This window comes from Rhizobium sp. NFACC06-2 (assembly GCF_900101425.1).
GTDB lineage: Bacteria > Pseudomonadota > Alphaproteobacteria > Rhizobiales > Rhizobiaceae > Agrobacterium > Agrobacterium leguminum.
Genome location: NZ_FMVA01000024.1, coordinates 21,523 through 34,392 on the forward strand (window position 1 = coordinate 21,523; position 12,870 = coordinate 34,392).

The 12,870-nt window shown below is 56.9% G+C and carries 13 protein-coding genes; 3 read left to right on the forward strand and 10 right to left on the reverse strand.

What is annotated here, in order from left to right; all coding sequences use genetic code 11:
- Positions 1–7 precede the first annotated feature (7 nt).
- The 10 genes from trbH to traI are packed head-to-tail and all read right to left on the reverse strand — an operon-like array spanning position 8 to position 8,640.
- Positions 8–442: a conjugal transfer protein TrbH gene (gene trbH, locus F3H58_RS25450; RefSeq protein ID WP_149744214.1), complete on the reverse strand. Its 435-nt coding sequence runs from the start codon at positions 440–442 to the stop codon at positions 8–10.
- A gap of 3 nt (positions 443–445) precedes the next feature.
- On the reverse strand, positions 446–1,258 hold the full coding sequence (gene trbG, locus F3H58_RS25455; RefSeq protein ID WP_149744215.1) for a P-type conjugative transfer protein TrbG: 813 nt from the start codon (positions 1,256–1,258) through the stop codon (positions 446–448).
- Positions 1,259–1,275: 17 nt separating this feature from the next.
- Positions 1,276–1,938, reverse strand: coding sequence for a conjugal transfer protein TrbF (locus tag F3H58_RS25460; protein ID WP_149744216.1), 663 nt, complete (start codon positions 1,936–1,938; stop codon positions 1,276–1,278).
- An 18-nt stretch (positions 1,939–1,956) separates the two neighbouring features.
- Complete coding sequence (gene trbL / locus F3H58_RS25465; RefSeq protein WP_149744217.1) at positions 1,957–3,129, reverse strand: P-type conjugative transfer protein TrbL; 1,173 nt, start codon at positions 3,127–3,129, stop codon at positions 1,957–1,959.
- A gap of 4 nt (positions 3,130–3,133) precedes the next feature.
- On the reverse strand, positions 3,134–3,937 hold the full coding sequence (trbJ, locus tag F3H58_RS25470; protein WP_060723570.1) for a P-type conjugative transfer protein TrbJ: 804 nt from the start codon (positions 3,935–3,937) through the stop codon (positions 3,134–3,136).
- Positions 3,909–6,365 carry a conjugal transfer protein TrbE gene (locus F3H58_RS25475; RefSeq protein WP_149744230.1) on the reverse strand — a complete coding sequence of 819 codons (2,457 nt, stop codon included), beginning with the start codon at positions 6,363–6,365 and terminating at the stop codon, positions 3,909–3,911. Before F3H58_RS25475 ends, trbJ begins: the two co-directional genes overlap by 29 nt.
- A gap of 10 nt (positions 6,366–6,375) precedes the next feature.
- The gene (locus F3H58_RS25480) at positions 6,376–6,675 is read right to left on the reverse strand and encodes a conjugal transfer protein TrbD (RefSeq protein ID WP_060723572.1); all 300 of its coding nucleotides are present in this window, start codon (positions 6,673–6,675) and stop codon (positions 6,376–6,378) included.
- The gene (locus F3H58_RS25485; RefSeq protein WP_286170107.1) at positions 6,668–7,036 is read right to left on the reverse strand and encodes a TrbC/VirB2 family protein; all 369 of its coding nucleotides are present in this window, start codon (positions 7,034–7,036) and stop codon (positions 6,668–6,670) included. The genes F3H58_RS25480 and F3H58_RS25485 overlap by 8 nt, the downstream gene beginning before the upstream one ends.
- Entirely contained in the window at positions 7,026–8,003 is a 978-nt protein-coding gene (trbB, locus tag F3H58_RS25490) for a P-type conjugative transfer ATPase TrbB (RefSeq protein WP_149744218.1), read from the reverse strand. Before trbB ends, F3H58_RS25485 begins: the two co-directional genes overlap by 11 nt.
- A 10-nt stretch (positions 8,004–8,013) precedes the next feature.
- Positions 8,014–8,640: an acyl-homoserine-lactone synthase gene (gene traI, locus F3H58_RS25495; RefSeq protein WP_149744219.1), complete on the reverse strand. Its 627-nt coding sequence runs from the start codon at positions 8,638–8,640 to the stop codon at positions 8,014–8,016.
- 335 nt (positions 8,641–8,975) lie between these two features.
- On the opposite strand from traI, the gene repA reads away from it, so the two are divergent.
- The 3 genes from repA (at position 8,976) to repC (ending at position 12,679) form a co-directional block, all read left to right on the forward strand.
- Entirely contained in the window at positions 8,976–10,238 is a 1,263-nt protein-coding gene (gene repA, locus F3H58_RS25500; protein WP_080868772.1) for a plasmid partitioning protein RepA, read from the forward strand.
- Entirely contained in the window at positions 10,235–11,263 is a 1,029-nt protein-coding gene (gene repB, locus F3H58_RS25505; RefSeq protein WP_149744220.1) for a plasmid partitioning protein RepB, read from the forward strand. Before repA ends, repB begins: the two co-directional genes overlap by 4 nt.
- Positions 11,264–11,464: 201 nt before the next feature.
- Positions 11,465–12,679, forward strand: coding sequence for a plasmid replication protein RepC (gene repC, locus F3H58_RS25510; protein ID WP_149744231.1), 1,215 nt, complete (start codon positions 11,465–11,467; stop codon positions 12,677–12,679).
- Positions 12,680–12,870: the final 191 nt, after the last annotated feature.

A 12,870-nucleotide genomic window follows, 5' to 3' on the forward strand; every position in this document is an offset into this window, starting at 1 on the left:
CACCTTTTCAGTTTCGCTGCATGACGGACAATGGGCTGGAAGCCGTAGCGCCTGCGCCGGTGACATTATAGGCGCGGCCGATTGCGATAGAGGGTGTTGCGAGATAGGCAAGGAGCTGGCCGTCGAAGCTATGCAGCGAATAGGAAATCTCGACAGGCTTCTGATTTTTTGCCTCCTTCTCATCCGTGATGACGGTATAGCCCCAGCCTTTAAACGCCGCCTCGAGCGCGCTCGCATACTCTGTCGCATCCTTCTGCATCTTGATCGACCTTGTTCCGGCCGGACCGATCTGCTCCGCAAGGCGGCTTGTCATGTCACCGGCAATCGTGGATGCGGCGGGCCCTGCCACACTGGTGGCCAGGGAGGTCGTAGACAGTGCGCCATCCGTGCTTTGGCAACCGGAAAGCATGGCGATCGGGATGAAGGTGAAAAGCATCCGCATGGTTCACGCTTTCCGCCGGATGGTAATCTTTTGCTGGCGCCAGCCAACGCCCGACACAAGGGTCGCTTTGTCGACCGCATAGTCGACGATCATCATGTCATTCTTCATCCGATAGTTGACGATACGGTTCTGGCCTCCGCTCACGACGAAGAGAACTGGCGCATCCTGTCCGGATATCGCCTTCGGGAACTGAATGTAGGTCTTCATTCCATCGGAATAGATACGCTTCGGCTTCCAGGACGCGCTTCCGCTCACAGAGTAGGAGAAGTTCAGCCTGTCGGCTGCCGTTCCCGCGACACCTCCCGCCTCAAGCCTCGCATTGATATCGGCAAGCTTCGTCGATGTCTCTTCCGGATACTCGAAACCGATACGGGCCATATACTGGCTTGGGTGAGACTTCAGCTGGATATGGTAGGTTCGCCGCGAAGTCGTCACGATCATCGAGGTGACGAGGCCGGGTTCTGATGGTTTGACAATAAGGTGGATAGCCTGTCCGCCGGCGGCGCCAGATGTCGCCGGCTCCACCTTCCACCGGACTGTGTCGCCTACAAGCACATCTCTGACGACCTCGCCACCCTGCAATTCGATATCGCAGACCTGAAGGGGTGAGCACACCACGGAAGGCTGCGTCTCACCGAACAGAAAGATGACTTTGCCGTCCGGCCCTGTCGTAACCAGCCCAGCGGCGCCTCGCCATTTTTGCGAGATGCCGGTCCCCTTGAGTTCCTTCGAGGTCATGCTCTGTGCAATCGCGCTGTGCGTCAGGACGATTCCAGCCACGCAGCCGGCGGCCGCGATCAACCCGGTTCTGTGCATCTTGTTTTCCCCTGCTCTCAAAGCTGTGCGGTCCAGTCGAAATCCTGGATATAGAGACCGATCGGATTGAAGCGAATGATCGCCTCGTCCTGTGGAGCCGTCAGCGCGACCGTTGCGATGCCGCGGAACCGGCGTGTGCCGGTTTCCTTGCCCTTGCGATCGCGCTCATATTCTGTCCAGTCGATCTGATAGGTCTGGTTGGAGAGCGCCACGATGTTGTTGACCTCGATGGCGACCGTCGACATCTTCGCCCGCTCGAAGGGTGAGTTTCCCCTGAACCAGGCATTGATCTTCTGCGTTGATGGATCCGGAGCGCGCAGCAGTGCGTAGGTCCGATCGATATACTGCTTTTGAACGACCGCATCGGGCGTGATCGATCGGAAGCTTGCCACGAAGCTGCCAAGCGTTGCCCGGACCACCCTCGCGTCCGCATACTCGATCTGTTGCGGAAAACCTGCGGTAACCGAGGCTCCCAGCTTGTCCACCTCGACAATGTAGGGAACGAGTTTCACCTGCGTACTCAGATACATGGCATAACTGAAACTGATCATCGCAATGGTCAGGCTGATGATGCCGACAATCCGCCATGCCCGTGCGGCCTGGACATAGGATCCATATCTCTCCGTCCATTCCTGTCGCGCGGCAAGATATGGATTTTCACCGGCACGATTTACGGCCATTCGGATTTCCTTCTCGATTTATGATTGGCCTTTGCGTTCCGAAGGTATCGGCTTGCCGCCTTGGCCGCCGTCGAGCTTTGCGTTGGCGAGACCAAGAAGAGACCCTGCATAGGCGCCTGGGGATCCGATCGCCTTTTCCTTCGCGGCAGATCCCGCCGCCCTTGCGCCTGATCCGATTGCCGTTCCAATACCGCGCAGCGCGGCGCCCCCTGTCGATGATCCTGCCGAGCGTGCTGACTGTGCCGCAGCACCCCCTGCCCTGGCGGCGCCGGCAGCAAGCATGGCTGCCCCGGCTGTAAACGATGCAGCCTGCCCGCCATGGCGAATGGTCTCCATTCCACCGGTGACCGATGCCCCCTGAACAACGCCCTGGATGATGCCTGGAACATACATAGCGATGATGAAGACGACGACGGCTATCCCTGCGACTGCAAGGGTAGTCTGGAATTGATCGCCGACATCGGGGCGGTTCGACAGACCGATAAGTACTTCCGAGCCTATGCGGGAAATCATCACCAGGGCCATGAGCTTCATGCCAACCGAAAAGGCATAGACCAGGTATCGAACCGCAAAGTCCTTGGTGAAGGACGATCCGCCAAGTCCCAGCATAATCATTCCAGCAAGCAGGCCTAGGTACATCTCGACCATGACGGAGACAAAAATTGCCGCGACCAGTGAGAATGCGATAACTGTGACGACCATCGCAAAAGCTGCTGATATTGCCAGCGCGTTGTCTTCGAACAGGCCAAACTGGACCTTCTCCGACATTTTCGTTGCGACGGTGAGACCAGCATTGAAGATGTCTGCGGGTGAAGCGGTTCCGCTGCCAGCGCCGATCTGGAACAAACTGTCTACGACCGCCTTCGCGAAGGTCGGCCCCTCAGCCAGGACGAAGGCAAAGAAACCCACGAAGATGATACGCCGGACGAGTTCGGCGAACCAACTGTCGAGAGATGCCGCCTGCAGGGCAAGCCACACTGCGGCGATTGCGATTTCAATGGTCGCGAGAATCCAGAATAGGGATCTCGCTGCATTCATCACGGTGCTTTCCCACCCTTTTGCGGCCGCGGTCATTTCTGCCTGCAATGCAGAGAGGACGGAGCCGTCCTGCGCGAGGGTGGGTCCAATCGACATCACGAAAATTCCCGCGGCAGTTGCCAGAAGCCTTGTTCTATTAAGATCCGGTGTCATCGGCTCACCACTCGATCTTCATTTTTTCGCCACCGGATGTTGGGGGCGCGGTTGATCTGAAAAACTCCTCCCGCCGCTTCTGCGCCAGGTCCTTGTCGGTTTGTTCCGACTGAAGCCAGGTGCCCATCATCGTCATTTGTTGCGAAACCAGGCCGCGGAGCTTTTGTATCTGGGCAATTTGCTGGGCAGCTATCTGGTGGCCGACCTGAAGCGCCTTCATCTGCCCGTCTGCCGTTTCCGACATCCCGCGCAGTGAGTTCATCGTGCCTTCTTCGCTGTCAAACTGATCCGCCGTCAGGCTCGCGGCTTTCAGCGTGCTGGCGATCGTGTCGCGGTTCGTATCCGACCAACTCTGATAGCTTGAGGAGAAGCTTTTCGCATTTGGCAAGTTCGCCTCAAGGTCAGCATAGCTTTTGAACCGTTGCTGGAGAACGTCGTCAGCATTACCCATCGAGAAAGAAATGCTTTGGCCCTGATCGACGACATCCCGGAGGCGGTTGAGGTCATTTTTGACCTGCCCCCATATGTGATCGGGAAGCCGGGCCGTGTTCTGGATCATGTTTTCGTAGATCCTCAGCTGGTTCTGGATCTGCTCCGCCAACTGACTTATCTGGGTGATCTGATTGTCGACCTGAATACCGGAACTCTTCAGGAGGTCGATAAGCTGCGCATTGTTTGCGAGCTGGGTCCATTCCGTGGCGGCTCCCGTCGCCGAGCCAGCCCGGGCAGTGGGTGTTGCTCCGAAAACCAGGGCGCCGGTCACCAGGCTGGCGAACAGTCTACATGAAGCCGGATAGCGATACGGCATCGTGGACTCCTCTCATTTCAAGCCATCTGATCGGCCAGCTTTCACTATGCGCTGCTTTCAGTGTGCGAATGCGCTTCAGGTCCTCTTTTCCGGAGACGCCGACGAAGCTGAGCGCGACGGGTCCGAGCGACATGTCGAATAACCGTCGGCCATCGGGCGTCGCGACGTAATAGTCGCGTTTCGGGATGGCGCTCGACACGATCTCGATCTGGCGTTCGTTGAAGCCGATCCGCTCGTAGAACTCCCGAGCGCCCGGCTCGCGAGCAGCGCCATTCGGCAAGCAGATTTTTGTCGGGCAGGATTCCTTAAGCACGTCGATGATGCCGGAACGCTCCGCGTCGGATATTGACTGGGTCGCCAGCACGACGGCGCAATTGGCCTTGCGCAGGACCTTGAGCCATTCACGAATCTTGGCTCGGAAAACCGGATGACCCAGCATCAGCCAGGCCTCATCCAGAAGGATAAGGCTGGGTGAACCATCCAGCCGCTTCTCGATCCGGCGAAACAGATAGGTCAGGACCGGCACGAGATTTCGTTCTCCAAGATTCATCAGATGCTCGATCTCGAAGCACTGGAATGTTCCGAGGGTCAGGCCGTCCGCTTCAGCGTCGAGCAGATGACCCATAGGCCCATCGACGGTGTAGTGGTGGAGCGCCTCCTTGATCTCACGCATCTGGACGCCGCTGACGAAGTCCGAGAGTGATCGGCCAGGTGCTGTCGCCATCAAGCCAACTTGCCGTGAGATTGCGTTGCGGTGGTCGGGCGTGATCGTCACACCCTGCAGCGCGACAAGCATTTCAATCCACTCGCTTGCCCATGCGCGATCTCCTTCGGTTGAAAGATCAAACAGCGGACAAAACGATAACGCCCTCCCCTCCTCCCCTTGATCGCCACCGATCTCGTAGTGGTCGCCGCCAGCGGCCAGTGTCAGGGGCAGAAGAGAGTTGCCTTTGTCGAATGCAAAGATCTGGGCGAACTCGTAGCGCCTGAACTGTGCCGCGATCAGCGCCAGAAGCGTGGATTTACCTGAACCGGTCGGTCCGAAAATCAGCGTATGCCCAACGTCTTCGACATGAAGGTTCAAACGGAAGGGACTGGAGCCGCTGGCGACCTGCATCAGGGGCGGAGAATTTGCGGGATAGAACGGGCAAGGGGCGACCGGATTGCCCGACCAGACCGAGTTGAGCGGGATGAGATCGGCCAGATTGTTCGTGTTGATCAACGGTTCGCGGATATTGGCGTACCAATTGCCTGGAAGAGTTCCGAGAAACGCGTCCGTGGCGTTCAATGTCTCGATCCTGGCGCCAAAACCCTCCGCCTGAATGAGCCTGCGGATTGTCTCGGCCTTTTCCCGTAATGCCTCGCGATCCTCATCAAAGAGGATAATGGCCGGTGTGTAGTAGCCATAGGCAACCATTTGCGACGACGCCTGTGCGATTGCATCTTCAGTTTCCGCGACCATGGTCATGGCGTCTTGGTCGATGGATCGGCTCTGCGTCTGGAACAACTGGTCAAAGAACGGCCGCACCTTCTGCTGCCACTTCTTGCGGGTTCGCTCCAGCTTCTGTCGTGCCTCCTCGGCATCCATGAAGATGAAGCGGGAAGACCATCGGTAGGTCAATGGCATCAGGTCGAGGTTGTTCAAAATACCCGGCCAGCTCTCGGCAGGCAGGCCATCGATCGCCACGACACCGAGGAACCGGCTTTCGATTTTCGGTGTCAGCCCGTGTTCGAGTTCAGCCGTGGCGATCCAGTCCAGATACATCGGCACGGCGGGAAGCCGGATCGGATGGTTTTCGCCAGTGATGCAGAAACGAACAAATTGCAGAAGCTCGTCATAACGAGCCGTGCGTTCCCCGCCCCGTTCGGCGACTTCACGTGTTTCCATCCGCAAGATCGAGATAGTGTTTGCGAGATATTGCTCGATCTCCCGGACTGAATTCTTGAACAGCAAAAGCACGGTTTCCGCATAAGACTTCTTCCGGCTTTCCTCGTCGGAATAAATATACCTGCTGAGCGCCGTCTTCCTGGCTTCGGGAGGCCGGTACGTCATGACAAGTGCATGCTTGCTCTCAAAATGCCCGTGTTCGCGTTCGAAGTGCGCGCGTCTCTCGGCATCTATCGCTCGTGTGACCGGATCAGGGAAAGAGCAACGATCCTCGGACGGATATTCGATCACCGGAATCCTGATTGCCTCGACCTGGATCATCCAGCCGCTGCCAAGCCGCGACAGGATCGCGTTGATCTGTCGCGAGAGCTCGTTGCGCTCGACATCGGTCGCGCTTTCGGAGTCCGGGCCGGCAAAATACCACCCCGCCATCAGGCTTCCGTCCTTGAGCAGAAGGACGCCGTTGTCCACCAGGCCAGCATAGGGAACGAGGTCCGCGAAGGATGGACCGGTGTTTCGGAAGCGTTTGAGTGCTGCCATCGCCGCCGCCTCAATACTTTCGCCACGGTGACGTGGTCGGCCTGTAATAGGGCCTGTAGGAAAGGTGGCGCACATAGACTTGGCGCATAAGCGGATCGGCCTTTGCCATCATGCGCAGGACGCCGATCACAACAATCCAGATGGCAGCACCAAAGAGGGCCGAATAGATCGTCAGAACGACGAATATCAGTATAGTTGCCGCGAGCCCGGTGATGAGAACCAGTTCCCGGTCAGCCCCCATGAGAAGGTTCGGGCGTGATAGCGCCCGGTGGATCCGGTTGCGGTGCAGCCCTGACATATTGTCAACCATCTCCTCTCTCCCCCGGCTTCAGGTACTTAAGAGTGGAAATCAGTTCTTGCGGCTCTCCGATCGATGCACCCGTTGCACCGAAGAGACCGACGATCGTCGTGGCGCCAAGTAGAATGCCGGCGACCAGCACGACATACACAAGGCGACGCGCAAAATCGTTGAGTTCGCCGCCGAAGATCAGCATGCCGCCGGCGATTGCGACCGCAGCAAGGGCAATGTAGCCGGCAACGGGGCCAGTGATCGATTCCTGTATCTGCTCGAGCGGTCCTTCCCATGGCAGGCTGCCACCGGAACTGGCAAATGCTGGTGTGACCAGGGTAAGGAGGATCGGGGCGGTGATGAGGGTGTTTTTACGCCACATTGCGTGCCTCCTGTTCTTCGGTGGGTTGATCAGACTGGATTTCGTAGTCGCCGTTGGCAAAACGCTCGACATTGATCACGTCTCGAACCCGGCGACCACGTGACGTTCGCTCCATCGACACGATGAGATCGACAGCGTCACCAATCACGTCATGCATCGGCTGCTGGCTGACTTCTGCGGTTAATTGCTCAAAACGTCTCAGGGCAGAGGTTGCGGTATTGGCGTGAACTGTCGCTACACCGCCAGGATGGCCCGTGTTCCATGCCTTAAGCAGAGTTAAAGCGGCTCCGTCACGGACCTCCCCGACGATGATACGATCCGGCCGCAGCCGCATCGTGCTTTTTAACAAGCGGCCCATATCGACCGTGTCACTTGTGTGGAGGAAAACAACGTTGTTGCCGAGACACTGGATTTCGGCGGTATCTTCAAGGATAACCAGTCGATCATACGGTGCGCTGTTGACGATTTCACCGATGACCGCGTTGGCAAGCGTCGTCTTTCCCGAGCCCGTTCCGCCGGATATGACGATGTTCAGGCGTGAGCTGATCGCGCTCCGGATCTTGCCGACCTGAGCCGCGTTCATGACGCCAGTACGCACGTATTCTTCGAGTGGTATGAGGCGTGATGCCCGGCGGCGGATCGAAAAGGCCGGTCTTGATACGACAGGAGGAAGCAGGCCCTCAAATCGATGGCCGCCAATCGGTAACTCTCCGGAAATGATTGGTTGGTCTGTATCGACTTCCGACCGAAGCGCGTGAGCGATAGTGCCGATCACCATTTCAGCCGCAGCCGCTGACATTTCCCCGACCGCCGTGATGCCTTGACCGACATTTTCAATGAAGAGCCTGCCGTCTGGATTGAGCATAATTTCGGTGACTGCGCTGTCATCAAGTGCGGAGCAAAGCCGATCGCCGAGCGCCTCCTGGAGTTTTCTGACGAGCCTTGAGTGGGAAGGGAGCTGGGTCACAGTCTGCTCCTTAGGCAGGTTGGCAATGGGTGCAGGCAATCATCGACTGATAGTTTTTGGGCCGAAGCCTCGCGAAGATGGCAGGGTCTGCTGAAAGGGTGCCCGCTACTGCGGTCGTGCTCCCGATTTTCCTGGGAGGCCCAATGCGTTGCAGCGGCCAGTCAACGCGAGACAATATCCTTTCGAACCGGAGATCAGTGACTGTTACGATCTCCGTGTAGCCATTGGCGATCGACCATTCGATGATCCCCCCAAACATCGTGAGCGTCGCTTCGTGAATTGCATTCGATCCCCGGCCCGCCTCCACGGAGGTATCGACGCAGAAACGCGAACTCTCGATCATTGCGTCGTGGGAGCGGAGCTCTCCCTCTGGAAGAAGCGATGAGAAGACGTTGGCAATCATTGTAGGGCCGGCTGCCGGAAGCAGGCGCGCGCAACCGATCACACGGTCGTTGTCTGTGACGGCGAGAATGTATGTCGGCCGGAGGTCGTCGAAATGATCTCTTTCATGCCCGCCACGGACGTCGACTTCCCATCCCAGACGCCCTGAAAAGACTTCCGCTCTGAGCTTGTGCTGCTTCGATAGCAGCTTTCTTTCGGCCTTATTCCGAGGTGTCGCAACCGCCGTAATATACATGAAATTCCCCGTTCTTGATGTTAGCGGGAAATCAGCACATCTCAGAACCGGGCGGCAGTTGATGAATCCTACAAATTCGCATTTTGATGAGTCGCGCGTTTTCAAACTCTCTATGTCGCGCTGAGCGTGCTTCCTAAAAGCTTTGCCCTGTGCGATTGACCCTAGAACAAAGTGGGGTCACGGCGCTGGGGAAATATCATTAGGTATTTGAAAAATAAAACTAAATATCAAGTTCCGTTCAATCGCGCCGTTCCGTGGAGATTGGTCTGTTAAGACTTTGTTAACCCTAAACGGCTGGACGTAAGGCGAGAATCGTGTTGTATCTTTGGCGGGCAATGGTCGGCAAACCGAAGGCTGCCCGCCAAGGGGGCGATATGGCGATAGCGAAAACCGTAGAAGCAACGATCGGTCAGAAGGAGGACGCGGGTGGAAAGATCATGCGTCACGCAGGCCTTCTGTCACAGCAATTGCAGCAGCTTCGCACCCGCATGTATCCTCCGAAGTCGGAGAAGAGCTTGAGGCCCTTCCTTACGAACGAAGTCTCCAAGCTGACATCCATACCCGATTCCACCCTGAAGCTCATGTCGAGCGAAGGACGCGGTCCGATTCCAGGTCGGCTGGAGAATAATCATCGCGTCTATACGCTTGCCCAGATAAACGAGTTGCGCGAATTCTTTGCCAGCCAGAAGCCTTCAGAGGCGCTGAGATTTTTGCCGCGCAGACGCGAGGGTGAACATCTTCAGGTCGTCGCGATCGCCAACTTCAAGGGCGGCAGCGCGAAGACCACGACCTGCGTTCATCTTGCACATTATCTCGCATTACAGGGGTATCGCGTTCTTGCACTTGACCTTGACCCGCAGGCATCGCTTTCTGCTCTCTTCGGTGCGCAGCCCGAATTCGATGTCGGCGCCAACGAGACTATCTACGCGGCTCTTCGTTATGACGACGCCGAGCGTCGCCCGATCCGCGATATCATTCGCAAGACGTACTTCGATGGTATCGACCTGATTCCCGGCAATCTCGAAGTCATGGAGTACGAGCACGAGACACCGCGTGTGCTGGCCCAAAAATCAGGCTCCGGGGCAATCTTCTTTGAGCGACTGAAGCTCGCACTTGCGGAGGTCGATCAGGATTACGATGTCGTTATCCTCGATACACCTCCGTCACTGGGGTTTCTGACGCTCAGTGCAATTTATGCTGCGACCAGCATGATTATCACGGTACATCCGGCGATGCTTGACGTGGCTTCCATGAGCCAGTTCCTGTTGATGATGGGCGATTTGATCAGCGTGCTGAACGAGAATGGAGCACAGCTCGATCAGGATTTCATCCGGTATCTTGTCACCCGCCACGATCCGAACGATGCGCCGCAGTCGCAGGTGGTGGCTATGATGCGCCATCTGTTCGGAACTGATGTGCTTTTACCCACGCTGATTGAAAGCACGGCGGTTGAGGCAGCGGGACTTGCCAAACGGTCCATTTACGAACTTGAGATGGGCCAGATCGGCCGTGATACGCACAAACGCGCACGCGAGGCGGTGGACGCCGTCAACGAGGCGATATTGAAACTTATCAACATCAGTTGGGGACGCACATGACCAGCAAGTCGTCGCGTAAATCCATCGTTGCAAATTTCGGACTGCTGTCGGCGGAGCTCGAAAACCGGCTGTCGACGGACAGTTCTGCCGCCCCGCAACAATCGTCATCACCCGCACGTGTTGGCGCTGGCGTCATCGGTGCGGCACATCGGGCAATCGACGACATAAAATCGGAACGCGACCGGCTGAAGGCGCTCGTTGAATCGGGTGGTGGTGCGATCCGGGAACTCGATCCGTTAATGGTCGATCCCTCTCCCTTTCCTGATCGTCTTCCGGACGACGATGCATCGGACTTCGAGACTTTCAGGAACTCCATTCGGTCCGAAGGTCAGAAAGTTCCCATTCAGGTCCGTAAGTCACCATCCTCACCGGATCGCTATCAGGTGATCTACGGCCATCGCCGACTGCAGGCAGCCAAAGATCTCGGAATTCCGGTCAGGGCGATCGAAGTCGAGATTTCCGATGTCGAGCTTGTCATCGCGCAGGGTATCGAAAATGCCGATCGTCAGGATCTGAGCTGGGTCGAGCGTGCCCTGTTCGCCCGTCGTATGGATGACGCCGACGTGAAGCCTCGCGATATCAAGGCGGCATTGTCGATCGATGATCCGGAGCTTGCGCGAATGCGGGCGGTTTATCGCTCCGTTCCCCTGGATATCATCGAGGCGATCGGGCGGGCTGCCAAGGTCGGCCGTCCGAGATGGGTAGAATTCGCGAAGGTGTTTCCTGAACGGGCTGATCTGCATGAAGAACTGCGTAGAGTGCTGTCAGCCGCCGCAGAGAAGCGGCTGGGGTCAGACCAGAAGTTTCTGGCTGCCTTCAATGCCCTGAAACCTGCAGCAGAGCCCCGGAAGGACGGCAAGAAAATTGCCGGTGCCGCGGGCGAGCCGCTTGGCAGTTTCATGCGGACGCCCAAGGACATTCGCATTTCGGCGGAGACGCCGGCCGGAGCAGAATTCCTCGATTTTATCGAGGCCGAACTGCCCATGCTGGTGGAGCGGTTCGCACGCGAGGGATCCAGGACTTAAATCGAAGCTGACTAGCAGGCTTCGAAATGATTTTTACGGAAGGAAAGTGCGCAAAAGAAAAAGGCCCCCGAAACGTTGCCGTCATGGAAGCCCTTCTCGTTGTGTGAGAACTTGAGAATCGCATTTCCATGAATCCTAGTCAAGAGTCTTTGGCATCGTTTTGGTGAGCGTGGATCTTTTGCCTTTTTGAAAGGTGAGGATATGGAAGGTGGACAAGTGACGACGCCCTTTGGGCGGCGGCCGGTGACCCTTGCGCTTGTGAAGCGGCAGATTGCCACGACCAAGATCGAGGAAGGCAAGTCGGCAGACAAATGGAAAGTCTTTCGCGATGCATCGGAGGCAAGAGAAATGCTCGGTCTGCAGGATCGTAGCCTTGCGGTGCTCGACGCTCTCCTCAGCTTCTATCCCGAGAATGAACTGCGCCAGGACGCGCAACTCATCGTCTTTCCGTCGAACATTCAGCTGTCAATTCGCGCGCATGGCATCGCAGGTGCCACTTTGCGTCGGCATCTTGCTCTTCTCGTTGAGGCCGGCTTAATCATCCGCAAGGATAGTGCGAACGGCAAGCGCTACGCTCGAAAGGATGACGAAGGATCAATCGAACACGCCTTCGGATTCGACATATCGCCGCTTCTTATGCGTGCCGAGGAACTCGCATGTCTGGCCCAGCAGGTTGCCGCTGATCGAATTGCCTTCAGAAGAGCAAAGGAAAGCTTGACGATCTGCCGGCGCGATATCCGAAAGCTGATCACCGCTGGCGTTGAAGAGGGAGCCTCAGGCGATTGGGGCGTGCTTGAAGAGCGCTATCTTATGCTCGTCGGGCAAATTCCGCGCAATCCAACACTGAATGAACTTGGCGATCTGGGTGCCGAGATGGGCAGTTTGCGAGAGGATATCCTCAAACTCCTGAATTCTGACGATTTTTCTTCAAAAATGATCAGCAATGATGCTCAAATCGAGCGTCACATACAGAATTCAAATACCAACCTCCCTAATGAACTTGAACCTAGCTCTCGAAAAGAGCAGGGAGCAAAGTCGAGCGAGAACAAGCAGACGGGGCATGTGCCGATCAAGGCTTTTCCTATTGGCCTTGTGTTGCGAGCCTGCCCGGAGATTTCGAACTATGGGCCTGAGGGCCAAATCGGGAGTTGGCGCGAACTCATGACCGCCGCCGTGGTTGTCAGGTCAATGCTTGGGGTTAGTCCCTCGGCATATCAGGAGGCCTGTGAGATAATGGGTCCAGAGAATGCTGCGGTAACCATCGCCTGCATTCTGGAACGTGGTGGCCACATCAATTCACCGGGCGGATATCTCAGGGATTTGACGAACAAGGCAAAGCGCGGTGAATTTTCACTTGGTCCGGTACTTATGGCGCTGTTGCGAGCTGGCGGTCACCAGGTGAAAGCCACGGGATGATGGGTGGCTTGGAGAGGTGATATCGTTATGACGGCCGCAGCCTGGGACTTCGGAGTCCTTAGTCAAGGTGGTGAGGCGTTTAACTGCTCACGTCAGGAAGACGGCCATGCCTGTTATCACCACCCGCCCTGCCCTTCATCGACCCGTCCCGTTCACTCCACCGAACTGGTGAATGGGACAAGATCAATCCA